Source organism: Vibrio tubiashii ATCC 19109 (assembly GCF_000772105.1).
In the GTDB taxonomy this organism is placed as follows: domain Bacteria; phylum Pseudomonadota; class Gammaproteobacteria; order Enterobacterales; family Vibrionaceae; genus Vibrio; species Vibrio tubiashii.
This window is the reverse complement of record NZ_CP009355.1, coordinates 852,117-876,229: the sequence shown is the minus strand read 5'-3', so window position 1 is coordinate 876,229 and position 24,113 is coordinate 852,117. Positions and strand designations below refer to the sequence as shown.

Annotated in this window: 22 protein-coding genes; 9 read left to right on the top strand and 13 right to left on the bottom strand. The window is 43.9% G+C overall.

The genetic code is table 11. From position 1 onward, the window contains the following. Window positions 1–54 precede the first annotated feature (54 nt). From IX91_RS19040 to IX91_RS19010, 7 genes are all read right to left on the bottom strand, one after another. Complete coding sequence (locus IX91_RS19040) at window positions 55–933, bottom strand: DUF2861 family protein (RefSeq protein WP_004742755.1); 879 nt, start codon at window positions 931–933, stop codon at window positions 55–57. Then, window positions 933–1,592, bottom strand: a complete 660-nt coding sequence (gene vxrB, locus IX91_RS19035) for a response regulator transcription factor VxrB (RefSeq protein WP_004742756.1) — start codon at window positions 1,590–1,592, stop codon at window positions 933–935. Before vxrB ends, IX91_RS19040 begins: the two co-directional genes overlap by 1 nt. After that, a complete protein-coding gene (gene vxrA / locus IX91_RS19030) occupies window positions 1,567–3,018 on the bottom strand; it encodes a sensor histidine kinase VxrA (RefSeq protein ID WP_330216916.1) in 1,452 nt (483 codons plus the stop codon). The genes vxrB and vxrA overlap by 26 nt, the downstream gene beginning before the upstream one ends. Window positions 3,019–3,172: 154 nt before the next feature. Further along, window positions 3,173–4,549 carry a Re/Si-specific NAD(P)(+) transhydrogenase subunit beta gene (pntB, locus tag IX91_RS19025; protein WP_004742758.1) on the bottom strand — a complete coding sequence of 459 codons (1,377 nt, stop codon included), beginning with the start codon at window positions 4,547–4,549 and terminating at the stop codon, window positions 3,173–3,175. Between the two features lie 13 nt (window positions 4,550–4,562). Then, complete coding sequence (locus IX91_RS19020) at window positions 4,563–6,113, bottom strand: Re/Si-specific NAD(P)(+) transhydrogenase subunit alpha (RefSeq protein WP_004742759.1); 1,551 nt, start codon at window positions 6,111–6,113, stop codon at window positions 4,563–4,565. A 298-nt stretch (window positions 6,114–6,411) separates the two neighbouring features. Then, window positions 6,412–6,690: an HlyU family transcriptional regulator gene (locus tag IX91_RS19015; protein ID WP_004742760.1), complete on the bottom strand. Its 279-nt coding sequence runs from the start codon at window positions 6,688–6,690 to the stop codon at window positions 6,412–6,414. Window positions 6,691–6,710: 20 nt separating this feature from the next. Further along, on the bottom strand, window positions 6,711–7,076 hold the full coding sequence (locus IX91_RS19010) for a late competence development ComFB family protein (RefSeq protein WP_004742761.1): 366 nt from the start codon (window positions 7,074–7,076) through the stop codon (window positions 6,711–6,713). A 218-nt stretch (window positions 7,077–7,294) separates the two neighbouring features. On the opposite strand from IX91_RS19010, the gene IX91_RS19005 reads away from it, so the two are divergent. Then, entirely contained in the window at window positions 7,295–8,530 is a 1,236-nt protein-coding gene (locus tag IX91_RS19005) for a GGDEF domain-containing protein (RefSeq protein WP_004742762.1), read from the top strand. Here the strand turns inward: IX91_RS19005 and IX91_RS19000 are convergent. Next, window positions 8,527–9,462, bottom strand: a complete 936-nt coding sequence (locus IX91_RS19000; protein ID WP_004742763.1) for a GGDEF domain-containing response regulator — start codon at window positions 9,460–9,462, stop codon at window positions 8,527–8,529. The two genes, IX91_RS19005 and IX91_RS19000, sit on opposite strands and share 4 nt — an antisense overlap. A 228-nt stretch (window positions 9,463–9,690) precedes the next feature. Here IX91_RS19000 and IX91_RS18995 point away from each other — a divergent pair, with 228 nt between their 5' ends. Continuing rightward, the gene (locus tag IX91_RS18995; protein WP_004742764.1) at window positions 9,691–10,128 is read left to right on the top strand and encodes a DUF3069 domain-containing protein; all 438 of its coding nucleotides are present in this window, start codon (window positions 9,691–9,693) and stop codon (window positions 10,126–10,128) included. Between the two features lie 41 nt (window positions 10,129–10,169). Here IX91_RS18995 and modC read toward each other — a convergent pair whose 3' ends face one another. From modC to IX91_RS18975, 4 genes are read right to left on the bottom strand one after another with little or no spacing between them, the layout of a single operon-like run. Beyond that, window positions 10,170–11,276: a molybdenum ABC transporter ATP-binding protein ModC gene (gene modC, locus IX91_RS18990; RefSeq protein ID WP_004742765.1), complete on the bottom strand. Its 1,107-nt coding sequence runs from the start codon at window positions 11,274–11,276 to the stop codon at window positions 10,170–10,172. Beyond that, a complete protein-coding gene (modB, locus tag IX91_RS18985) occupies window positions 11,273–11,965 on the bottom strand; it encodes a molybdate ABC transporter permease subunit (protein WP_004749140.1) in 693 nt (230 codons plus the stop codon). Before modB ends, modC begins: the two co-directional genes overlap by 4 nt. Before the next feature lie 8 nt (window positions 11,966–11,973). Then, window positions 11,974–12,729, bottom strand: coding sequence for a molybdate ABC transporter substrate-binding protein (gene modA, locus IX91_RS18980; RefSeq protein ID WP_004742767.1), 756 nt, complete (start codon window positions 12,727–12,729; stop codon window positions 11,974–11,976). Window positions 12,730–12,740: 11 nt separating this feature from the next. After that, window positions 12,741–14,198: a cobyric acid synthase gene (locus IX91_RS18975; protein WP_004742768.1), complete on the bottom strand. Its 1,458-nt coding sequence runs from the start codon at window positions 14,196–14,198 to the stop codon at window positions 12,741–12,743. A gap of 174 nt (window positions 14,199–14,372) precedes the next feature. Between IX91_RS18975 and IX91_RS18970 the strand changes: the two genes are divergently transcribed. After that, on the top strand, window positions 14,373–14,747 hold the full coding sequence (locus IX91_RS18970; RefSeq protein WP_004742769.1) for a YgiW/YdeI family stress tolerance OB fold protein: 375 nt from the start codon (window positions 14,373–14,375) through the stop codon (window positions 14,745–14,747). A 97-nt stretch (window positions 14,748–14,844) separates the two neighbouring features. Next, the gene (locus IX91_RS18965) at window positions 14,845–15,363 is read left to right on the top strand and encodes a hypothetical protein (protein WP_004742770.1); all 519 of its coding nucleotides are present in this window, start codon (window positions 14,845–14,847) and stop codon (window positions 15,361–15,363) included. Between the two features lie 51 nt (window positions 15,364–15,414). Here the strand turns inward: IX91_RS18965 and cra are convergent, their stop codons facing one another. Continuing rightward, a complete protein-coding gene (gene cra, locus IX91_RS18960) occupies window positions 15,415–16,392 on the bottom strand; it encodes a catabolite repressor/activator (RefSeq protein WP_004742771.1) in 978 nt (325 codons plus the stop codon). 307 nt (window positions 16,393–16,699) lie between these two features. Between cra and fruB the strand changes: the two genes are divergently transcribed. The 5 genes from fruB (at window position 16,700) to glgC (ending at window position 24,079) form a co-directional block, all read left to right on the top strand. After that, window positions 16,700–17,833, top strand: a complete 1,134-nt coding sequence (gene fruB / locus IX91_RS18955) for a fused PTS fructose transporter subunit IIA/HPr protein (protein ID WP_004742772.1) — start codon at window positions 16,700–16,702, stop codon at window positions 17,831–17,833. A gap of 11 nt (window positions 17,834–17,844) precedes the next feature. Continuing rightward, window positions 17,845–18,819, top strand: coding sequence for a 1-phosphofructokinase (pfkB, locus tag IX91_RS18950; RefSeq protein WP_004742773.1), 975 nt, complete (start codon window positions 17,845–17,847; stop codon window positions 18,817–18,819). 19 nt (window positions 18,820–18,838) lie between these two features. After that, on the top strand, window positions 18,839–20,575 hold the full coding sequence (gene fruA / locus IX91_RS18945) for a PTS fructose transporter subunit IIBC (protein ID WP_004742774.1): 1,737 nt from the start codon (window positions 18,839–18,841) through the stop codon (window positions 20,573–20,575). Window positions 20,576–20,810: 235 nt separating this feature from the next. After that, window positions 20,811–22,712, top strand: coding sequence for a sensor domain-containing diguanylate cyclase (locus IX91_RS18940; RefSeq protein WP_004742775.1), 1,902 nt, complete (start codon window positions 20,811–20,813; stop codon window positions 22,710–22,712). 152 nt (window positions 22,713–22,864) lie between these two features. After that, complete coding sequence (gene glgC, locus IX91_RS18935) at window positions 22,865–24,079, top strand: glucose-1-phosphate adenylyltransferase (RefSeq protein WP_004749141.1); 1,215 nt, start codon at window positions 22,865–22,867, stop codon at window positions 24,077–24,079. Window positions 24,080–24,113 lie beyond the last annotated feature (34 nt).

The following is a 24,113-nucleotide window of genomic DNA, read 5'->3' as shown; positions in this document are numbered from 1 at the left end:
TATAAACTTTTTAGTTCCATATGTTTATATCGTTCTATTGTCTATTAACTTTAGTTATTCCTCCACTGAAACATCATAGGTCTTACTAATTATTTGTTGTTGTTCAACAATTATCGGGCCTTGCCACCTTTGGTGGTTAATCGAAACCGCTAAAACATACCGACCTTTGTCAACAATCCCATTATCTAATGAAGTTGGATAGTCGGAATCATAGCTCTCGCCCCACACTTGGTTGTAGTTACCATCAATGTAGTCATAGAGTGCAACATCGAGTTTAGGTAACGGACAATTAGGATTTAATAATGCGTTTCTTTCGAGTTTCCATTGAGCTTTCGCATCCCAACGAACCGTCATCTCTGACTTAGGTTCGCCCAATACTAGCCATGAACTCCAAGAAGACTCATCGGCTGCGGTCACATCAATTCTATATAGACCGCTTCGGACTCTGCTATTTAAGTTATAGCGCTTTACGTATTTTTGGGTACCGAGGTCGTTTGTAGGAGATGATTGGATGAAAGAGTTATCGGTAGAAAGGTTTTTAGATACCCAACGAGTCAGAGAGATATCTTTTATATCTCGGTTAGATTCAATTTCAACGATTGCACGATACGCATCCCTGCCAGGACTTTGTATTTCGCTTCGGCGAACTGTAACGTTGCTAATCCATTCGGGTAATGATCGATTATCTAGGCTTTTACCACAATCTACATCTAGGGACTGAAGAAAAAGATCGTTGAGATGAGGCGTGATTGAACGATTTTTTTCTAGTTGCCACACCTCTACAAGCGATGTAAACATCGCTGGTAAATCGTTATTTAACAGATGCCTATGTGCCTGTGTTAAAGGCGAGTTACTTTCAAACCAAGGCACTTGTGCTGCATTTGTCGACGCACTGACCATCAGTGCGCCAATCAATAACTTTGCTTTATCCATTAAGCTTTCATTTTGTAGCCAACGCCACGTAATGTTTCGATTTCTAATCCAGGTAATTTTTGACGAAGCTGCAGTACGTGGGTATCTACAGTACGTGTGGTTGGGAAATGGTTATAACCCCAAACATGGTCCAATAGTTCATCACGAGTAAACACTCTGCCAAGGTTGCTTGCCAAAAACAGCAGTAAATCAAACTCTGTTCGCGTCAAAGTCACCAACTCATCTTTGTATGTGACTTCACGCGTCGCTTTATCAATCACAAGGCAATCAGTCACGACTTTGTTATCGTCTTGTGCTTCACCTTCTGGCGCTCTTAGCTGAGCTCGAACACGTGCAAACAGTTCCGCTTCGGCGAATGGCTTAGTCAGGTAATCATTTGCACCCGCATCTAAACCCATGACTTTGTCTTTAACTGTTACTAACGCCGTTAATAAGATCACTGGAACGTCTTTGATCTTTTTCCACTCAACTAGGTGATCAACAGAATCACCATCTGGCAATTGACGATCAAGTATCACGAGATCTGCTTTATCCCAGTACTGCGCAACATCCGCAATTGTCTCTGAATGGAAGCACTCATACCCCGCTTGTTCTAAGCTAACCAAAAGACCATCAGCTAAGTTTTTATCATCTTCAACAAGAAGCAGTGTCTGTTTCACAAGGTATCTCCAAAATAAACGCTGTTGGTGGGCCAATTAACGACATTCTACCGCCCATTCGACCAACCATAGATTCCACTATGGTCAAGCCAAGACCAAGGCCACTTTTACTGACAAATGGCTTGCGTAACTGTCGCCAATCTTTTGCTGACAGTTCGCCCTGATCTTGAACTTTAACCGTAATTTTCTGTGTTTCCGTTGTTACATCAAGTACAACAGGCGCAACCCCATATTTATTGGCATTGCGTATTAAATTATCTATACAAGTGCCGAGCCAATAGACATTTAGCTTGGCCGCGACATCTTGGTTTACATTGAGCTTAACTTTTCCGCCAAACTCTTCTTCTACTTTAAACTCCAACCACTCTTTTACAGAGGGAACCCAGTCAGTTGCGAGCGGTTTGTTATCAGACTGAAGATAATCCTTACTCGCTTCAGCTAACTGACGTAATCGTCTTGAGTCTTCACATAAACGGCGAAATTCGTCATAAACGGATTCAGGTAAATGCTCAAATTCACGTCTGAAGCCTTCTACTGTTAAAGACAAACTGGCAATTGGCGTTCTTAGTTCATGGGTCAAGATTTGTAGAATCAGCATTCGGCTCTTCATCTCTTGACGCTTCGTGTTCCAACGGTACGCAGACCAGCCTAACACCAACAATATGTTGGCAATGACCAGCGCGACCATGCTGATTCGTAAGATATCCGAATGGTCTTCAACGTCCCAACATAAGTTACCACGTTGTACAAAACAGCTGCTCGACTCTTTTCTTAAGCTAAATGACAGCCCTGCGTCTTCGACAGCTTGTTTCCAAATTCGTTCTGGATAAACTAAGTAGTTATCGCTTTTTCTTAGCCAGAGTTCGTTACGCTCAATAAACATGCTAGAGCCAGAAATGAGCGCGACCATGGTATCTTCGTTCATCCTTTGTAATCGACCCAATAAGGTCGAATCAGAGGCTAAAGGACGCTCTTTTATGTGCATGTACTGCTGCAGTTGCTCAATATACTCTGGATAAGTTTGAACATATCTGCTCGCATAGGTTCCACCACCTGGGTGAATTAATGCACTTCGGGCAAACCATTTTTCGCTAAGCTTGTTCCCCTTACACATAGCACGTGTAAACACCAATGGCTCGGTTATAAGAGGACTCAGTGGCAGCTTTCCAGTACAGTTTTGCGCTAGCCTGTATAGCCTTTGCACATCCTTTAAAGGGTATGCCGAGGTCTGCGGTAACATCGATTCCGGAGTAAGAAGTCTTGTTGGATAATCTGACTGCAAACTGCGGATATCATAAGAAACCGTTGCCTGTTCTTGATCGAAAAGATCAACAAATCGGTCAATACGCTCCGGTAAAGACTCTGCAGATGCGCTACCTGAGAGGACCGCAATACCTATTGCGATCGCTTTAACTGTTGTCTTAATCAATGCAAAAATTCATTAAATCAGTAAGTTATGATTTAGAGTAAAACATTATGGCAAAAATATAAAACTGAAATGTAATATCAATGTCAGAAATGGTACTCACGAAACGAAAGAAGCCAGCGTTATGCTGGCTTCTGTATAGTGTAATCCGAATCTACAATGCTTTGAAGATAGATTCGACACTCTCTTTTGCATCACCGAATAACATCTGGGTGTTTTCTTTGAAGAACAGTGGGTTTTGCACCCCTGCGTAACCTGTATTCATCGAGCGTTTAAACACGATAACATTCTTCGCATTCCACACCTCAAGTACTGGCATACCAGCAATTGGGCTATTTGGATCGTCTAGAGCCGCAGGGTTCACCGTATCATTCGCACCGATAACCAGTACCGTATCTGTTTCAGAAAGGTCATCGTTGATCTCATCCATTTCAAGCACGATATCATATGGAACTTTAGCTTCTGCAAGCAGAACGTTCATATGACCTGGTAAACGACCCGCTACTGGGTGAATACCAAAGCGGACTTCGATACCTTGCGAACGTAGTGTCTCTGTGATTTCGTGAACAGGATATTGCGCCTGAGCCACAGCCATACCGTACCCAGGAGTAATAACAACAGATTTTGAGTTTTTAAGAAGCTCAGCAACCTCTTCTGCTGTCGTTTCTCTATGCTCGCCCTGCTCAGCATCAGATGAAATTACGATTTCCTGACCAAAGCCACCAGCAATAACACTGATAAACGAACGGTTCATCGCTTTACACATGATGTAGGAAAGGATCGCGCCTGAAGAACCGACAAGTGCACCAGTCACAATCAATAGATCGTTTGCTAGCATGAAACCTGCCGCCGCTGCCGCCCAACCAGAGTATGAGTTAAGCATTGACACGACCACTGGCATATCTGCACCACCAATCGAAGCTACTAAGTGGTATCCGAAAGCGAAGGCGATTAACGTCATCACAATTAACGCAAACATACTGCCGTCAGCATTGACGAAATGAAGCAACAACAGCGTCGATACAACAATCGCTGCTAGGTTCATTTTATGCTTGTGCGGAAGGTTTAGAGGTGAAGATGAAATAATACCGCGCAATTTACCAAAGGCGACAATAGAGCCCGTAAACGTCACTGCACCAATGAATACACCTAAGAACACTTCCACTAAATGGATAACATGTTCTGCGTGCGTTGCCGCTTCAGGTGCATCAATATAGCTGTTGTAACCAACCAGCACTGCTGCCATACCAACAAAGCTGTGAAGAATCGCCACTAGCTCTGGCATTTCTGTCATCTCAACTTTCTTAGCGTAGTGGATGCCAATACCACCACCAATGACCATAGCAATGATGATCCAAACAAAGCCTTCAGACTCTGGTCCAAAGATCGTCGCGATCAAGGCGATCGTCATACCGGCAATACCGTAGTAGTTACCCGATCTTGCCGATTCTTGCTTAGACAGCCCTGCTAAGCTCAATATAAAGAATAATGCAGCAACAATATAAGCTGCTTGTACTAATCCTGCAGACATTCCCTGTTACTCCTTAGTCTTTACGGAACATTTCAAGCATACGCTTGGTGACGGTGAATCCACCGAAGATGTTGATACTGGCGATCAAGACAGCAATAAAGGACAAGAACGACACAACGCCATTCCCCTGACCAATTTGCAGTAACGCACCTACAACGATAATGCCTGAAATAGCATTAGTGACGGACATAAGTGGAGTATGCAGCGCGTGGGTTACATTCCAAACAACGTAGTAACCAACAACACATGCAAGAACAAATACCGTAAAGTGAGATAAGAACGCAGCAGGTGCCACAGAAGCAATCCATGCAAATGCGCCTAAACCTACGACTAGAGCCACAACTTTTTTCGCTGGAGAAGTCGGTTCTTCTTTTTTAGGTTCTGGTTTTGCAGCTGGTTGAGCAGGCTTTTGCTCTGGTTGAGCGGAAACCTGAATTGGAGGCGCTGGCCAAGTGACCTCACCTTCTTTAACTACCGTAACGCCGCGTAGCACCACATCTTCGAAATCGATGTTGATGTTGCCATCTTTCTCTTTCGCTAACAGCTTAAGAAGGTTAACAATGTTGGTCGCGTAAAGCTGAGAAGATTGCGTAGGCAAACGACCAACCATGTCGGTATAACCAACGATCTTCACGCCGTTCGCTGTTGTGATGACTTTATCTGCAACCGTATATTCACAGTTACCACCATTTGCAGCAGCCAAATCGACGATGACACTACCCGCTTTCATGCTATCAACCATTTCCTTGGTAATAAGCTTTGGAGCTGGTCGTCCTGGGATAAGCGCTGTGGTCACAATGATATCAACGTCTTTCGCTTGTTCAGCATAAAGCTCAGCCGCTTTCTTGTTGAATTCATCGGACATCTCTTTCGCGTAGCCGTCACCTGAGCCTGAGTCTTCTTTAAAATCGACTTCTAAGAACTCTGCGCCCATAGATTGGACTTGCTCTTTTACTTCTGGGCGAACATCAAACGCACGAACAATCGCACCTAAACTACCCGCAGCACCGATTGCAGCAAGACCGGCTACACCCGCGCCAGCAACAAGTACCTTCGCTGGTGGCACTTTACCTGCAGCGGTAATTTGACCGGTAAAGAATCGACCAAATTCATGTGCCGCTTCAACGACCGCACGATAACCAGCGATATTTGCCATTGAAGAAAGTGCATCTAAAGCCTGCGCGCGTGAAATACGCGGCACAGCGTCCATTGCCATTACGTTAATGTTTTTACTTGAAAGCTTTTCCATTAACTCTGGGTTTTGTGCTGGCCAGATAAAACTGATTAGGCTGGCACCATCTTTTAACAGAGCAATCTCGTCGTTTTCTTCTGTAGAAAGCGGCGCATTGACCTTGAGGATAAGATCCGACGTCCATACCTCATCTGTGGAAACAATTTTAGCTCCGGCAGCTTCATAAGCAGAGTTATCAAAACTCGCTAATTCACCCGCTCCAGATTCGATATTAACCTCGAAGCCCAATTTTAATAACTGCTCAACCGACTTTGGCGATGCAGCCACTCGCGTTTCTCCGGCGAGTATTTCTTTTGGCACACCAATTTGCATTAGCTATTCCTTGACTATTCGCAACAATGATTGTTCTGTTTTTATCCAACGATTTTAGATACTTCAAGCATTTTGTAACAAAAACACAAAATATCATTACATATAACCGATGGTAATGAACCATTTTGCTTATGTGTTTGTTACCTAACCACACTACACGATAGTGTTAAGAGGTCAAACCAGTAAGCGAAAAATCTCATTAAAACAACTGATTATGTGACATCCACATACTAAAAGAGCCATCAGAATAACGACTAATGGCTCTTAAAATTATGATGTTTGTCAATTTGGAGAGGATCTACTGAAAAATGTTGTCGCCCATCTGGTCTACAAACATTTGCGCTTTCTTGAGCATAAATTCGTTGGCGTCGCTTTCGCTCGGTAGGACATCAGAGCGAATAAAACGGTGTGTCTTCACTTCTTCACCGAACTGCTTCGTAATACGACCCGCAATACGATATTGACCACCTTCAGCAAGCGCTTCTTGGTAAATTAGATAGCCTTTATACTCGATAGGCTCGACTTCGACTTTAGGTTGTTCTTTTTGACCACCAAACAAGCGAGAAAAAAGTCCCACAAAGTACTCCTTGGTAACGATTAGTTTTTCTTGAGGATTGGTTTTTCAAACCACTCTAGTTCAATGTCGTCATCAAACATCTGCTGTTTGCTAAACACGACAAGAACTTCATCTTTCCTGTTTTTTCTACGGTCGTCAACAATCATACTCACCGCGGCCTCTATTGCCGTCGACGCATAGTGTTTCAAAGTAACCAGTCTCTCTTCCGGTAACGCTGATAGAAAGTCTATATCATAGCGAATATACACAGGTCGCAATTGAGACAAAGCTAAACAGGCAAGATCAGCAAGTTGCTCATGGTCAAAATTATCAACATACTCGGATTTCGCAAGCTCTTGACCGACTAATGTCTCCATATAGTTATGTACGTCCACACTTATCTGCATATTACTCAACTCCTTGTAGGGACAATTGTTCGTTCTAGTATGTTTCAATTAGTTAACGCTTTCTACGGATTTGCGCATTTCAACGCCAATTTATGACCACTATCTAAACGTGACCCTAATTTTCATCTATAAGTTTAGTAAAAAGCTTGGAAATTCATCAAATAAAAGTATTCTTAACAAGTTACTAATTAATAATAAGACCAATTAGGCTAGGTTGAATGTCGTTTTCTGTAGTCACTACAAACTGGTTCCGTCTTTCACTACCTTTGATGTTGCTGACGTTTATTGCATTTGGGATGAACAATGTAATCAACCTCACTTATTCAAACCTAGGTATCGTGTCAAAGCTTCCATTTGTACTCTTCGCTATAACTATAGTGCTAGCTGACGCATTTAAACAAAGTCGAATAGCTATGGTCGCTTCTGCGCTAGTTGTCTCCTATTGGGTCATACAAGAAAGGCTACAATCTCCCCTCTCATCAGGGACAACCATCCTTGAGTTATCATTGCTCGCAGCGCTGCTTCCTATCGCTTTAATTTTTGTTTACAGCTACAAAGATTCTTCGCTGTTTACTCGCACGTTCGGCTTGTACTTGTTTAAGCTCGCCATGCTGCTGTTATGGTCGTATCTGATCTTGACCTACTTCTATGAAGGCGGATTTGAAAACATTAACGAAACGTTTTTGTTTGTTTTGCCTCAGGTATCAAGACTGCCCTTTATTCTGGTTGTTTTTCTCACCGCCATGGTGTTGATATTCGCTATTTGCGTCTTGAACAGAAATAGCATCATTGATGTTGTGCTCTACTCCGCAACGCTGTTATCAGCCGCAACGTTTGTGTTTTTTGATGTCACCTACATCTCTAGCACTCTATTTTCTTTAGCAGGTGTGCTGTTGCTCGTCTACCTGCTCTCTGCTAGCTATGAGCTCGCCTTCATGGATACGCTAACTGAGATACCAGGACGACTTGCGCTTGAGTCAGATCTAAAACATCTCGGACGAAAATACACCATTGCCATGTTGGATATCGATCACTTTAAATCATTCAACGATACTTATGGGCATGACACAGGGGATGACGTCTTAAAGCTTGTTGCGACCAAACTTCAACAGGTCGGTGGTCGAGCGAGGGTATACCGCTATGGTGGTGAAGAGTTCACTGTGCTGTTCAAAGGAAAATTAGCTGAAGACACACGTGATCATTTAGAACTACTCAGAGCATCGATCGAAAATTACAACATGGTTTTGAGAAATCAAGATGCGCGGCCAAAAGACGATAAACTGGGCTCTAAAAGCCGTGGAGCTAAGAAAAAGCAAGAATATGTTAACGTCACAATTAGTATTGGCGTTGCAGACAGCTTAGATTCGAATAAAGTCTCTGAAGTTATGAAAGCTGCCGACAACGCATTATACAAGGCGAAAAAAGCAGGTAGAAACCGAGTCTGTATTAATTAAACGTCACCCGCAACGTACTGGTTTCTACCGTTGACTTTAGCTTGATACAAACGCTTATCTACGAGTTCATAGAGTTGCTCTATAGTTTCGCGTCCACTTGGGATAAGTTGGTATACACCTTGTGACACCGTCACGACTGGCGCGACATCGCTATATTCATGCTTCAAGTTTGCAGCCTCTATAGACGATTTAATTCGCTCGGCGTTTTTCGTCGCTTTTTCATCATCGGTATAGCCGAGTAACACAACAAACTCCTCACCGCCATAACGACCTACGACTTCCCCGCTTCTCGTAAACAACTTGGATAATGTAGAAGCGATTTCTATTAAACATCGATCACCTTCAATGTGACCATAATTGTCGTTGTATAGTTTGAATCGATCGACATCAAGTAAAATGATACTTAGAGGAAGCTGGTGACGCCCATGCAATGATATCATCTCTGTGAGCTTCTCATCGATATAACGTCTGTTTTTGACTTTCGTTAATCCGTCTTCTTGTGCTAACTGTGCTAACTCTTCATTTGCTTTCGCTAAAGCAGCAGACTTTTGCTTAAGTTCACGACGCATAAAGGCGATACGCTGCATCGCGATAAGTTTTGAGTTGAGTACAATCTTGTCAACAGGCTTTATTAGGTAGTCATCGCCACCCGCATCGATCGCACTTGCAATCATCGTCGGTTCGTCGTGACTACTTAAAAAGATAATAGGAACCCAATCAGGATAGAGCTCTCGGATTTTCGCTGAGACTTCAAATCCATTCATTTCAGGCATGGAAATATCAAGCAAAACAAGATCAGGTTCGAACTTAGGGTACATTTCCAAAGCCTCGTGACCTGAGCTAGCCATTTCAACCGCGTGACCTAGTTGTTTTAACCTTATCGCTAGTTGTATACGCTCCATTTGAACGTCGTCAACCAGCAGGATGTTCATCGAGGAACCCGATATTTCCACTGTTTACTACCACCCTTGAAATCCGTTTTTGTCTTAGCCAATTTTAGTCATTCTGTTTCATAGATTTAAACCTACAAAATCACTAAGAAATCACATGCTTAACAAAAGCATACTCCACCTTGGTTTAATCATCCATTCAAGGTTGACATTTATCCCTAATTTTTTACGATAGCGCCGATACACACACATTTTAAGAGAATATTATCCATGTCTGACGTTAATCAAACAGAACAGCCAAAAGTAGATCTTGCAGAAGTATCTGCTGAATTGCGCCAAGTAATTGAATTTGATGAAGTTCCAGAAGCAATGCACCTAATGGTAACGTCAATCCATGAAGTTTCTGAAGAAGCCGTTCGTGAATCGTGGAATGAACTGCCAAGCAGTGCGCAAAATGTTCTAGATAATTTTGAACAATTTCACGCTTTAGTATCAGTGAGCCAAGCTTTTGCTGGTTTGAATGTCATGGAAGAGTTTCCTACGTTAAACCTTCCAAAAGACATGACTGAAGAGCAAAAAGAAGAATACCGCGCTGAGTTACTTGACCAAGTACTGCACAACTGTGTTAAAGACATGGTTAAGCAGATCAAAAAAGCGCGCCGTGACCCAATTCTAAAACGCGATTTCACAGACGTGTTCGCAAAATAATTAAACGCTAGAAACTTAAACGCCGTATTTCGCGGCGTTTTTTAATTCGATACAACGACATCGCGCTGAGTGACACTGACGCCTTTAACTTGAACGTAAACGTCCATCCCTTGTTCAAGTTCTAATTCATCCCTAGCCCAAGCGGTAATGGTTGCGACTAAGTGGCAGCCTTTAGATAATTCGATTTGCACCGACACACTGATTCTATCTTGGCTATTCGAATGAGTTTCTATCTTCGACACCTTGCCTTTTAAGACGTTTCGAATGGAAGTCCGCTGAGGCTCATCAAGCATTATAGACACGTCATTGGCTCTTACTTGCAACCTTACTGGGGAATCAATTTCACCGTCGATCTTTTGCACCCACAGAGCAACGTCGGGCGCAAGTTCAACCTTAGATAAAGCATATTGATTGTTGTGCTCCACTACTCTAGCTTCAAACAATGAGCTTTGTTCAGAGAAAGATTGCCAAGGCTTCATAGCTCGTGAAGACCAAACATCTTCAATTGGCCCAGATACCGCAACTTTACCCTCATCAATCACAACTAAGTGGCTTGCAAGGCGTAGCACTTCATTTAAGCTGTGGGAAACATAGATTATTGGGATCTCAACGTTTTGCGATAACTGTTCTAAGAATGGCATCACTTCTCGCTTTCTCGGTAAATCGAGTGACGCAAGAGGCTCATCCATCAACAAGATATCTGGCTTAGACAATAAGGCACGACCAATCGCCACACGCTGCTTTTCACCGCCAGAAAGCTGATGGGGATAGCGCTTTAGTAAAGGTTCTAGCGCCAGCAACTGAACAATCTGCTCAAAGTGGGAATTATCAGAGACGGATACCCCGTACTTAAGGTTTCGCTCTACCTTAAAATGAGGGAATAGACGCGCATCCTGAAACACATAACCAACATTACGCAGATGCACGGGAACATCGATTTGAAGCTCTGAATTAAAGAGTGTTTTGTTGCCGATAGTAATCAAGCCATTGTCAGGCTGTTTTAACCCTGCGACAACGTTAATCAGTGACGTTTTTCCAGCACCAGAGCGACCAAAAACAGCAGTAATCCCTTTTTCTGGTAATGTCAGGTCTATGTCGAACTTAACATCGCCTAGCTGCTGTTTATAGCGTGCAGTTATTCCCTTCATTGGCTTGCTCCCAATCGACGAGCACTCACCCTAGATAACCATTCTGAGATCAGCATCGACGCAAGTGCTATCGCAATCGAAATAAGACACAGCCTCATTGCTTCTGCTTCAGAGCCTGGCGTTTCAATAAAGGTGTACATTGCCAGCGGGATAGTTTGAGTTTCACCAGGAATATTTGAGACAAAGCTGATTGTCGCCCCAAACTCACCTAAGCTTCGCGCAAAGGAAAGCATAGTGCCGGTGATGATCCCTGGGATCGTTAGCGGCAACGTAATAGTGAAGAAGATCTTAATGGGACAAGCGCCTAACGTTGCCGCCGCCTGCTCTAAGCGACCATCAACATTCTCTAAACTAAGCCTTATTGAGCGAACCATTAATGGAAGTGCGACCACAATGCAGGCCAAAACCGCCCCTTTCCAACTGAAAGAAAACACTAACCCAAAATGCTCATATAACCAGTTGCCAACAAAGCCTTGCCTACCCATAGAGATAAGCAGCAGATAACCAATCACCACAGGGGGTAAAACCAAAGGGAGATGAATCACTGAATCCAATAAGCTTTTACCGAAAAACTGTTTTCTCGCTAATAGCCATGCGAGACCAACCCCTATAGGAATCAGCCAAACAATGGCAAACAACGCCACCTTTAAACTTAACAATAATGCCTGATACTCGTAATCCGTTAACAAACTCACCTCTATTCCACTACCTCAGTAAAACCATACTGTTTAAACACACTTTGAGCTTGCTGACTGTGGATAAACTTAACAAAGCGCTGTGTCTCTATCTTCTCATTAAGCGGCGCCATCGGATAGACTATGTTTGCATGTGCACTGCTAGGTAATGTCGCCACTACCTTAACCTTATCACTTAGTAACGCATCCGTTTTATAGACTATGCCGAGAGGAGACTCACCTCTTTCGACTAACGTCAGCGCAATACGAACGTTGTTTGTTGGTGCGAGATGCGTTTTCACCTCATCCCAAACACCTAAGTTAACTAGTGCCAGTTTTGCATACATACCCGCTGGTACGGCATTAGTTTGTCCAATCGCGAGACGATATCCCGCTAATGCGGATATCCACGACTCCTCTGAATCTACATCTAAGTTAAGAAGATGACCTTTCGGAGCAATAGCAACTAAACTATTCACTGCAATATTTGTGACGCCGTCACCATTAACGATACTCTGCTCAACTAAGTATTCCATCCACTTGTGGTTCGCTGATATATAGATATCCGCAGGAGCACCTTGCGCCAATTGACGCGCCAACGAAGCGCTTCCACCAAACACGGTTGTTACAGAGGTATCATTCGACTCTTCATATTGCTCGACAAGATCATTGACCACGTTGGTCATAGATGAAGCCGCGTAAATGCGTAGCGACTCAGAATGAGCACTAAAGCTCGCACATGCAATAAAAGCAAAAAGAGAATGTTTTAAACTGGTCATGGTTACATTGATTATAATTCAGGCCATAGCTTTTTAAGATCAAGATGCTGCTCTATGGCGTCGGCAATCCTATCAATGGCTTTTTGTTGGTTTAGTTGGTGATCTATCTTCGCAACGTTTTCAACACCCACCCACTTGCAAATGGCGGATACAGCGTCAGCATTATCAAAGATACCATGTAGGTAGGTACCGAGCACTTGATTGCAATCACTAATCGTGCCATCGAACTGTTTATTTTCCAGTTCAATCAGATGATTCGTTGATACATGACTGACTCCAGCATGAATCTCATATCCACTGACGGCAATATCATTACCCTCTAATGTCATCGTGCCACTCACATTGGTTAGCGTTTTGCTTTGCTTAAGTTCGGTCTCTACGCAGAGGTGCCCTAGTCCTTGACTAGATCCCGGATCACTTTCAATACCGAGAGGATCATGAATCATCGAACCAAGCATCTGATATCCACCGCAAATACCCATGACTTTTCCGCCTAACCTAAGGTGCCTATTAATATCTTTATCCCACCCTTGGCTGCGTAAATAATCGAGATCATTTCTGACTGATTTTGAACCAGGCAGTATGATTAAGTCCGCATCAGATAAGCGTTCTCCTTTACCAACGTACCTAAGGTTAATATCTGGGTTAAGTCTGAGCGTATCAAAATCTGTGTGATTACTAATGCGTGGAAATACAGGAACGACAACATTTAGCTTGCTGTTTTCGCTGCTCACTTGCTGGGCATTGATCGCGTCTTCAGCCTCTAGATCGAAACCGTGTAAGTAAGGCAATACCCCAATGACAGGCTTACCTGTTTTCTCCTCTAACCAATCGAGTCCTGGCTGCAAAAGGGAAATATCGCCGCGGAAGCGGTTAATGACAAAGCCTTTCACTCGCGCTTGTTCGCTTTCAGATAGTAGCGCTAATGTCCCGTAAAGATGGGCAAATACACCGCCGCGATCAATATCGGCAACAATGATGACAGGAACGTCGGCCTCTTCGGCAAATCCCATGTTTGCTATATCGTTAGCTCTTAGATTGATTTCTGCGGGACTACCCGCACCTTCGATTAACACGGATTCGTATTGTGACTGAAGGATAGAAAAAGACTCCATCACCACTGGCAAGGCCACTTTTTTGTAACTCTGGTAGCCAATTGCATCAACTGTCGTCGTTGCCTTCCCCTGAAAAATGACCTGAGCACCCATGTCCGTATTTGGTTTAAGCAAAACCGGATTCATATGAACGCTAGGTTCAATGTTAGACGCGAGCGCTTGAACAGCTTGCGCTCGGCCTATCTCTCCCCCATCTGGGGTGACGGCACTATTGAGCGCCATATTCTGCGGCTTAAAGGGGGCGACTTTAATATTTCTTCGAGCCAATACGCGGCATAAACCTGCCACTAGAACACTTTTGCCTGCGTCTGAGGTAGTGCCTTGGACCATAAGCGCTTTCAATGTGGATTGCATGAACTATTAATACTTATTTGATTCATTGAGATAAGGCTAATAATAACGGTATTTGGCTGATTTCCTCAACAATATGAATGGAATATGAATCTTACGCTCAGCATGGATTCAAAATGGGTTTGTTTTAATAGCACCATCAAACAAACACTGCCTGACATTAGAAAGGAAAACATGATGAAAAAAGTAATTCTTGCGACCGCTGCAACCCTTATCCTAGCTCCTACCTTTGCTTTAGCAAAAGATGGTCACCATGAAAAAGGGACTGGAATTCAGTACAGTGGCCCTGTTGAACTCACTACTGTAGACACCTTATTAGCAGATACCAGTATGTTTACTGAGAAGAATGTTGTTGTAGAAGGTAACCTTCTAAGACAAGTTAAAGGCGATACTTTTATCTTCTCTGATGGCAAAGGTGAGATTCAAGTAGAACTGGACGACGACATTCATATGGCACAGCCAATTGATCATACGACGAAAGTACGTCTGTTCGGTGAATACGAAGGCGGCAACACACCAGAAATTGAAGTTGATCGTATTCAGATTCTATAAATCCCCTGAATTAGTTCTCTGATTACGCTATGATTTGGCTTGCTTATTGCAAGCCATTTTTATTAGTCAATTTATTGTTGTTAGTCGGAGACTACTTTTGAAAAAACTCATTTTGGCCAGTGCTCTAGCGATTGCAGGAATCAGCACAAGCGCCCAAGCGAACAATTTTAACTATAACTTTTTCGAAGTTCGAACAGCTATTGGACCTGAAATGACGGGCGCAGAGTTTAGTACATTCTTTACCGAAAACTCTCACTTTATTCTCCGCGCAGATACCCAGTTTGATAAAGACTACGATCTCGCTGGTGGTATTGGATTTAACGGCCCTGTCAGTCAGTTTGCCGACATCTATGGTCAATTACTTGTCCACCAAGTGAAGTACACGAAAGAAGCAGGCGGCGAAAGTGATACCCAAGCCGAAATAAACGTTGGTGTCCGTCTTTGGTTAACAGATCAAGTTGAAGCAACAGGACGTATCGGCCGCAATGATGACTCTTCTGTATTCCATGCTGGCGTACGTTTCCACTCTACTCAACAACTTTCCCTTTCAGCGGAAACCCGCAATAACGGCCTTTATGGCCCGCAAGTTACTATGTCGGTTCGATTCCAATATTAAGCCATCTGGCCAAACATAAAAACTAAGCCCTGTTTAAAACAGGGCTTAGTTTTATCTAACAATGATCTTTCTGGGGACTAACTCAACACCAGCTTGATATCGTTTCGCCGCCGCATTGAGCGCCAGTTCCATCGCACTATCTGCAATAAGTTCGAACTGCTGAGGTAACGAGTTCACTTTCATTGGTAAAAAATCCAACAGACGATTATCACCAAATGTCGCAATTTTGACCTTATTTGCTAAATCTGGCCGTTCCAACAATACATCCAACACCCCTTCCAATAAAGTATAAGAAGTGGTGACAATAGCATCCGGCACTTTATCCTCTTTGCACCACGCTTCAAGCACTTGTTTACCATCTTTGCGATTAAAGTGTTCGCCATAGCCAACAACACAGGCCACATTTTGCTGTTTCGCCGCGGAAACAAACCCTAACTCACGCTCACGAGATATGTTCAGCTCTGGTAATGCCCCAATAAGGCCAACACATGTTACATTGTCACTGATAACCGACTGAGTCAGCTCAAAAGCACCGCCAAAATCCTCACTGATTACACAAGAGAAGTGTTCATCGTCGAGCGGACGGTCAAGCGCAATCACTGGCGTCCCTTTCGATTTCAGTTGCAGGTAGAACTCACTAGCATCTGGAATCACGCTAGCGACAAACAGCGCATCAACTTTACGACTGACCAATGCTTGAACGACGTTTTTTTCTGTTTCTGGTTCATCGTCAGAGCACGCGATTAGGATCTGATATCCTGCCGAACGTGAATTCTGCTCAAGCAGTTTAGCTAATCTTGCATAACTGGTGTTTTCGAGATCGGGGATGATAAGCCCAAATGATCGGCTCTGTCCGGCTCTTAATGTGCTAGCAGCAAGATCAGGGCGGTAATTATGCTCATTCACCACACCCATCACTTTTCTCTGCGTTTTCTCGCTGATTCTGTACTTTTGAGCTTTACCATTGATCACATAGCTCGCCGTCGTCTTTGAAACCCCAGCAAGCTTTGCTATCTCATCTAGTGTCATATCCACAACCTTTGTTCTGTGCGCCGGATCATAATACTTTATAAATGATCTTACGATGAGTTGAATTATATGCTGAAACGATTCAGTATAAAAGCTGAAAGGATTCAGCAATGTCTATAAAGTGAGTGAAATCACCAAATTTGCTTGAGTGGTTGTTTTAAGTAATAGCCTTTTATCAACAAGTTAGACCTGTTAACGCTGAACCAATATTTTTTATCTTTTTGCTGAATCGATTCAGTTAAGCAAAAAGACATTGTAAATGAAGACTCGATTAAAAGTTTAAATCCCTTAAGGCTGGAGAAGCACCATGCTTAAGTTAGTGAAAAGTGACATCACCCTTTCCCAAAAAGCGACCGATAAGTTTGAAGCGATCAAGAACATTGCGCAGGCTCTAACGGAGAAAGGCCTTGTTGAGCAAGGTTATGTTGAAGGCATGCTAAACCGTGAGAAGCAAAACTCAACCTTCTTAGGGAATGGTATTGCGATCCCACATGGCACGACCGACACACGTTCTATGGTCAAAACGACTGGTGTTTCCGTTCATCATTTCCCTAACGGTGTTGAGTGGGGAGATGGCAGCAAAGTGTTTGTCGCCATTGGTATCGCGGCTAAATCCGATGAGCACTTGGGCATCCTTAAACAACTAACAAAAGTTTTGTCTGCTGATGGCGTTGAAGAACGTTTACGTAGTGCTAAAAGCGAACAGGATATCATTGCCCTACTCAACGGCGATGTTCAATTAGAAGCAGACTTCGATGCCGCACATATTCAATTAAAGTTCCCTGCGAGTGACATGGTGCAAATGAGTGCGGTTGCGGGTGGCCTTCTTAAAAACACAGGTTGTGCCGGCGCAGAATTCGTTGCTGATCTGGTGACCAAAACACCCACACACCTTGGGCAAGGTCTCTGGCTTGTAGGTAGCGATAAGCAAGTAACCCGTACAGGCGTTTCTTTTGTATCTACTGCCAATGATTGTGAGCTTGAAGGTGAGAAAGTTCGTGCACTCGTCGCTTTTGCTGCTTGTAACAACGCTCATCAGCCTATTCTCAAGACGATTTCAACGCTTGTGTTTAACAACGAACACAACAAGTTACTGGATGCTTCCGCTGAGCAAATACTAGCACTATTGAAAGGCGAAGAGGTTGCAACTGACGCCGATGAAACAGGTAACAACGCCATTTTCAAGATTAAAAATGCACATGGCCTACACGCTCGTCCGGGTGCAATGCTCGTTGCAGAAGCGAAAAAATTCGAATCAAACATTCGCGTTGCGAATCTCGATGGCGACGGTAAAACCGTTAACGCGAAGAGCCTGATGAAAGTGATTGCGCTCGGTGTCAAACACGGCCACCAGCTTCAGTTCTCTGCAGAAGGTCCAGATGCAGCACAAGCATTAGAATCGATTGGTAAAGCCATTGCTTCTGGTCTAGGTGAAGGATAAGGAGCGTGGTTATGTCTGCATTGAAAACAAATAAAGTCGTTACCATCACGCTCAATCCGGCTCTTGACCTAACAGGCTCATTAAACTTGCTCTCAGTTGGCTCAGTAAGCCTAGTAGAAAAAAGCAACCTACATGCTGCGGGCAAAGGAGTAAACGTTGCCAAGGTCCTTAGTGACCTTGGTGCTGAGGTCACGGTAACTGGTTTTCTTGGGAAAGATAACCCGGAGCTTTTCCATCAGCTATTTGACGATATCCAAGTCAACAATGAGTTTGTAGAGGTGCAGGGTGCAACTCGTATTAATGTCAAACTCGTCGAAGCCGATGGTCAAGTTAGCGACATTAACTTCCCTGGCGTTCACGTAACGAAAGAAGAAATTGATCGCTTTGAGCAAACCCTATTTAGGCTAGCGGAAACTCACGACTACTTCGTACTCGCCGGCAGCCTACCGGGCGGTGTTAGCCCTGAGCAATGCGCTGCTTGGATCGAAAAACTGCATCAGCAAGGTAAGAAGGTCTTATTTGATAGCAGCAAAAAGGCATTGCGCGCTGGCATTGAGGCTCAACCTTGGCTGATCAAACCCAATGATGAGGAACTCAGTGATCTTATCGGTGAGCATCTCTCAACACCAGAACAATGCCAATCAGCGGCACAAACGCTAAGCAACAAAGGCATCGCCAATATTGTCGTTTCAATGGGTGCTGACGGCGTGATGTGGCTTAACCAAGGTCAATGGTTACATACCAAGCCACCACGTATGAATGTTGTCAGCACAGTTGGCGCCGGCGATACGCTTGTCGCGGGATTGTGTTGGGGTCACATGCAACTCATGCCCAAAGAAGATTTATTACGCTTCGCCACCGCTCTCTCTGCCCTTGCAGTAAGCCAGGTTGGCGTTGGAATTACCAGTCAGGAAGAACTGGATAACATCAAGCTCCAAACACAAGTAAGCGAGCTCTACCCTAATACGAACTTAGACAACAACTAAGGAACAGAAGGTTATCAGTATGAATATTGCCATTATTACAGCTTGTCCGAGTGGTGTTGCAAACAGCATCATTGCGGCAGGTCTACTAGAACAAGCCGCCGCTAAACTAGGATGGAATGCGAAAATTGAGTGCCAATCCAGCGTGATTGAATCAACACTGCTTGCTGATTCAGACATTCAACAAGCAGAAGTCGTTATCATTGCGGCTAACACTCCGGTCGATACTTCTCGTTTCGTAGGTAAAAAAGTCTACCAAGCTGATATCAGTACAGTAGCGAAAGATACATCGGCGTTCTTACAAACTGCCGTTGAAAACGCAGCAATTCTAGAGCAAGCAACCACAGTCGCAGCCCCAGCAGAAAATACATCAGCAACTAAGAAGATTGTTGCTATTACAGCATGTCCTACTGGTGTAGCCCATACCTTCATGGCAGCTGAAGCACTTGAAGAAGAAGGTAAACGCCGCGGCCACCAAATCAAAGTGGAAACGCGTGGCTCAGTAGGCGCGAAAAACCAACTGACCGACCAAGAAATTGCTGATGCAGATTTGGTCATCATTGCTGCTGATATCGAAGTGCCACTTGATCGATTCAATGGCAAGAAGATGTACCGCACCAAAACCGGTCCGGCTCTTAAAAAAACGGCTGAAGAGATGGATAAGGCGTTTGAACAAGCCAGTATCTACCAACACTCAGGCGCTTCTAATAGCTCTACTGCATCAGAAGAGAAGAAAGGCGCGTACAAACATCTTATGACGGGTGTATCTCACATGCTTCCTGTCGTGGTTGCCGGTGGTTTGATCATCGCCCTATCCTTCGTATTTGGTATCGAAGCGTTTAAAGAAGAAGGCACACTCGCTGCTGCATTGATGACCATTGGTGGCGGATCGGCGTTTGCTCTAATGATTCCTGTTCTTGCAGGTTACATCGCATTCTCTATTGCTGACCGTCCTGGTCTAGCACCGGGTCTTGTTGGCGGTATGCTTGCAAGCTCTACGGGTGCGGGCTTCCTTGGTGGTATCGCCGCAGGTTTCATCGCAGGTTACGCAGCTAAGTTCCTTGCCGATAAGGTATCACTGCCACAATCGATGGAAGCGCTTAAACCAATTCTGATCATCCCATTCGTAGCAACCTTGTTCACGGGTCTTGTGATGATTTACATCGTAGGCGGCCCTGTTTCTGGCATCATGAATGGTCTAACTGACTTCCTCAACAACATGGGCTCTGACAGTGCGGTATTACTGGGTATTATCCTCGGTGCAATGATGTGCTTCGACTTAGGTGGACCAGTAAACAAAGCCGCTTACGCATTCGGTGTTGGCCTACTTGCTTCGCAAACTTACGCGCCAATGGCCGCTATTATGGCAGCAGGTATGGTTCCAGCGCTTGGTATGGGTCTCGCAACCTTTATTGCTAAGAATAAGTTTGAACAAGGTGAGCGTGAAGCGGGTAAAGCGTCATTCGTGCTAGGTTTGTGCTTTATCTCTGAAGGTGCAATTCCATTCGCTGCGAAAGATCCGATGCGTGTAATTCCTGCATGTATGGCCGGTGGCGCACTAACAGGTGCTCTATCTATGCTGTTTGGTGCAAAATTAATGGCACCACATGGTGGACTGTTCGTACTACTGATTCCTAACGCGATCACTCCAGTGCTGATGTATTTGGTTGCTATCGCGGCAGGAACGGCGGTAACAGGTTTTACTTACGCATTCCTAAAAAACAAAGCAGAAGCAAAACAAGAAACTGCAACTGCTTAAACGTTTCTTGCCACTCCCCCGATAGATGGCAAAAGCACCTCGTGTTAGAGGTGCTTTTTTTATTCCGAGCAATTCTAGTTCATCAACACAACTCATTGGTAAGGTGTACAAAACCTCATTTATTTCGATAACCACATACATACGCAATTAATATTCAACCACGCTCACAGTAAGTGTAATGATATCGTAGTATGATGTAACCTTTACTGATTAACTTAATAATTAGAATAGTTAAATGCGCAAACGTGGTTCCAAAATCGTCTTCCAATTTATCGCTGTTTTTTGTGCGCTGTCGTTTGTCCCCTTCCTCTACTTTTACACTCAGCTTTCACTTGTCGATCAGCAAACCGAGCAATATGTCGAGCAGCTCAATCGCAATAAGCTTGAGTATTCAAAAGTGGAGTTGCAAACATCTCTGCAAAAGATCTCAACATCACTTCGTTACCTATCAAACAATGGCGTATTAAACCAAGCGATCCTAAACCCAACCCGTGAAAACCTAGATGCTTTAGAAGAGTTTTGGTTGCTCATTGCTCGAACACAAGGCTATTACTCCCAATTGCGCTTTATAGACCAAGACGGTATGGAGGTTGTTCGGATAAATAGCGGTGAGCGATTTATAGAGATTGTCGAACCTGAACGTTTACAATACAAAGGCGACCGCGATTACTTTGCTTTTGCCAAAACACTAGGTGATCATGATACGGGTAATTTCGGTATTGACCTTGAAGTCGAAAATGGCAATCTGGTAACCCCTCATCAACCTGCTTATCGAGTCATTTACCCGATTACGCTCAATGGTGAACGTAAAGGATATTTTGTCGCAAATCTTGACCTCGCTCGTTTGTATTATGGTCTGGCTTACAAGCGTAATCAGCTCAATTTACCTATAGTAGCGACAGGTGACGGCTACTACTTGATGTCGACCAATGGTGAAAAGATACTCGGCAACTTGCTAGACGCTCACAGAGACTCCAACATTTCACAGCAGTTTCCTCAGCTATGGCGTTCGTTGCAGTTTGATAAATTCGGCACAGTTAAAGAACGTGATTATTGGATTTCTTACACTACAGCTGAACTCAATGACGTAGAACACGTTGAAGAGTTAATCTTTTTTATTAAAACCTCACTTGATGAAGCTCATGCATTCACTGATGACGCTCGCCATGATCTCTATATCCAAGCGGCTTTTATCCTGATTATTTTATTTTTGCTCACATTCACTTTTGTGACATGGAATCATAACCACGAGAAAAATAGCTTAGATAGCAAGATTGCGCGCGCCGCGATGAATGGCATGTCAGCCGTAGTTATTACAGACCGTAACAACAGAATCATCCAAGTGAATAGCGAGTTCACAAGGATTAGTGGCTATACATTAGAAGATGTAAAAGGTCGCCCACCTTCGTTATTCGCCTCAGGAAAGCACCTGCAAGAATTCTATATGAATATGTGGAAGATTCTTGAAGAAAAGGGATTATGGGAAGGCGAAGTGGTCAATAAACGTCGCGATGGCTCATTAATCACGGAAATCCTGCGTATACAGACGGTTAAAGACCGTTTTGGTGTCATTCAGTTCTATGTTGCCTCTTTTGTCGATATATCTCATCGAAAAGAGCTAGAAGATCGTCTAAGAGAACTAAGTGAAAAAGACCCGATGACATCACTTTGGAATCGCCGTAAGTTCGATAAAGAGATGCAAAATCAAGCGATGCGTACAAAACGATACTCTGATAATGAGTCAGCCACATTAGCGTTGATAGATATTGATCACTTCAAACGCGTCAATGATAACTATGGACATGACCGCGGTGATGAGGTCATAAAAGACGTTGCGGGTTGCTTAACCCACCATTTACGCGAAACCGACGTTATTGCCAGAATTGGTGGTGAAGAGTTCGCCATTATTATGCCACACACCGACCTTCGAGAAGCCGAAATGGTGCTCAACCGTGTAAGAACGGCAATCAATATAGAAAGCGAGCTAAACATCACTGTAAGTGCAGGCGCAACGGAGATCTCAGCGAAACCAGAAGAGACCTATAAACGTGCAGACATTGCACTCTATGAGTCAAAATCTCTGGGTCGCAATCAAGTCTCTGTCCTTTCTGTCAGCGAAACACATTCAATTGCATAATTTTGGTGCAATGGTCATTTTATATGCACCAAGTTCACACATTTATTGTGCAGACGTGTGCAACAACCCTTATTGGTACGCTGTTTTTTAGTTGGCGCGGTTCTTGAACTAACCTTCATATGTCGTTAGTTGCGCTATATGGAGATAGAAACATGCAAGATACCCTTACCGTTATCTTAGCTGGGGGAATGGGCTCTCGCTTAAGCCCGCTTACGGATGACCGCGCTAAACCTGCCGTGCCTTTCGGAGGCAAGTACCGAATCATTGATTTTACCTTAACCAATTGCCTCCACTCTGGGCTTCGTAAGATATTGGTGCTTACACAATACAAATCTCACTCATTGCAAAAGCACCTGCGAGATGGATGGTCATTGTTTAATCCTGAGTTGGGCGAGTTTATTTCGGTCGTCCCACCTCAGATGCGTGGTAAAGGTAAATGGTATGAAGGGACAGCCGACGCAATCTACCACAACCTATGGCTATTGGAGCGAAGTGACGCTAAGCACGTTATCGTTTTATCTGGTGATCACATCTATCGCATGGACTATGCGGAAATGCTGAAAGACCATATTGAAAATGGCGCAAAGCTGACCATTGCATCTATGGATGTCGCGAGAAAAGACGCATCCGCATTTGGTGTTCTTTCTGTTAATGATCAAGGCTTAGTCGAGACCTTCTCCGAGAAACCCGCAGATCCACAATCCATGCCTAACAAGCCGGATCGTAGTTTAGCTTCTATGGGTATCTACATATTCGAGATGGAAACACTTCAGAGGGTGCTCAGAGAAGATGCTGATAATGACTTCTCTTCGCATGACTTTGGTAATGACATCATTCCTCGCTTAATCGATGAGCAATGCGTTTACGCTTACAACTTTTGCTCCGATCGTGGCCGTGTTGCTCGAGACTGCTATTGGCGAGATGTAGGAACAATCGATTCATTTTATCAGGCGAACATGGACTTGCTAGAGCCGATTCCACCGATGAATCTGTACCAACCTAACTGGGGGGTTCGTACTTATGAACCGCAGCTGCCCCCCGCACGAACCGTCTCCTCAGCAACGGGTAATGAAGGGATATTTATCAACTCGATTATCGCCAATGGCGTGATTAATTCCGGTGGTTCAGTGCAACACTCGGTGATTTCGTCCAATGTACGTATCAACGACAGTGCCACCATTGTAGACAGTATTTTATTTGATGATGTTGAAGTTGGTGAAGGATGTAAGTTGGTCAACTGCATCATTGATAAACATGTTTCAATTCCTGCCTATACTTCAATCGGATTAAATGCCATTGAAGATGCCAAACGATTCCACATCTCAGAGAACGGCATCGTGGTTGTTCCTGAAAGCTACAAATTTTAGTCAGTATGGGTTTACCCTATAAAAAAAGGCCTTG

What these genes read in the sequence shown, in the direction of transcription:
- IX91_RS19005 (WP_004742762.1), top strand. Translation starts at nt 7,295, where the DNA reads ATGTCGTTTTCTGTAGTCACTACAAACTGGTTCCGTCTTTCACTACCT.
- cra (WP_004742771.1), bottom strand. Translation starts at nt 16,392, where the DNA reads ATGACACTAGATGAGATAGCAAAGCTTGCTGGGGTTTCAAAGACGACG.
- IX91_RS19040 (WP_004742755.1), bottom strand. Translation starts at nt 933, where the DNA reads ATGGATAAAGCAAAGTTATTGATTGGCGCACTGATGGTCAGTGCGTCG.
- IX91_RS18940 (WP_004742775.1), top strand. Translation starts at nt 20,811, where the DNA reads ATGCGCAAACGTGGTTCCAAAATCGTCTTCCAATTTATCGCTGTTTTT.
- pntB (WP_004742758.1), bottom strand. Translation starts at nt 4,549, where the DNA reads ATGTCTGCAGGATTAGTACAAGCAGCTTATATTGTTGCTGCATTATTC.
- modC (WP_004742765.1), bottom strand. Translation starts at nt 11,276, where the DNA reads ATGAAGGGAATAACTGCACGCTATAAACAGCAGCTAGGCGATGTTAAG.
- pfkB (WP_004742773.1), top strand. Translation starts at nt 17,845, where the DNA reads ATGTCTGCATTGAAAACAAATAAAGTCGTTACCATCACGCTCAATCCG.
- glgC (WP_004749141.1), top strand. Translation starts at nt 22,865, where the DNA reads ATGCAAGATACCCTTACCGTTATCTTAGCTGGGGGAATGGGCTCTCGC.
- IX91_RS19020 (WP_004742759.1), bottom strand. Translation starts at nt 6,113, where the DNA reads ATGCAAATTGGTGTGCCAAAAGAAATACTCGCCGGAGAAACGCGAGTG.
- fruA (WP_004742774.1), top strand. Translation starts at nt 18,839, where the DNA reads ATGAATATTGCCATTATTACAGCTTGTCCGAGTGGTGTTGCAAACAGC.
- fruB (WP_004742772.1), top strand. Translation starts at nt 16,700, where the DNA reads ATGCTTAAGTTAGTGAAAAGTGACATCACCCTTTCCCAAAAAGCGACC.
- IX91_RS18975 (WP_004742768.1), bottom strand. Translation starts at nt 14,198, where the DNA reads ATGCAATCCACATTGAAAGCGCTTATGGTCCAAGGCACTACCTCAGAC.
- IX91_RS18995 (WP_004742764.1), top strand. Translation starts at nt 9,691, where the DNA reads ATGTCTGACGTTAATCAAACAGAACAGCCAAAAGTAGATCTTGCAGAA.
- IX91_RS19000 (WP_004742763.1), bottom strand. Translation starts at nt 9,462, where the DNA reads ATGAACATCCTGCTGGTTGACGACGTTCAAATGGAGCGTATACAACTA.
- IX91_RS18970 (WP_004742769.1), top strand. Translation starts at nt 14,373, where the DNA reads ATGAAAAAAGTAATTCTTGCGACCGCTGCAACCCTTATCCTAGCTCCT.
- modA (WP_004742767.1), bottom strand. Translation starts at nt 12,729, where the DNA reads ATGACCAGTTTAAAACATTCTCTTTTTGCTTTTATTGCATGTGCGAGC.
- IX91_RS19010 (WP_004742761.1), bottom strand. Translation starts at nt 7,076, where the DNA reads ATGCAGATAAGTGTGGACGTACATAACTATATGGAGACATTAGTCGGT.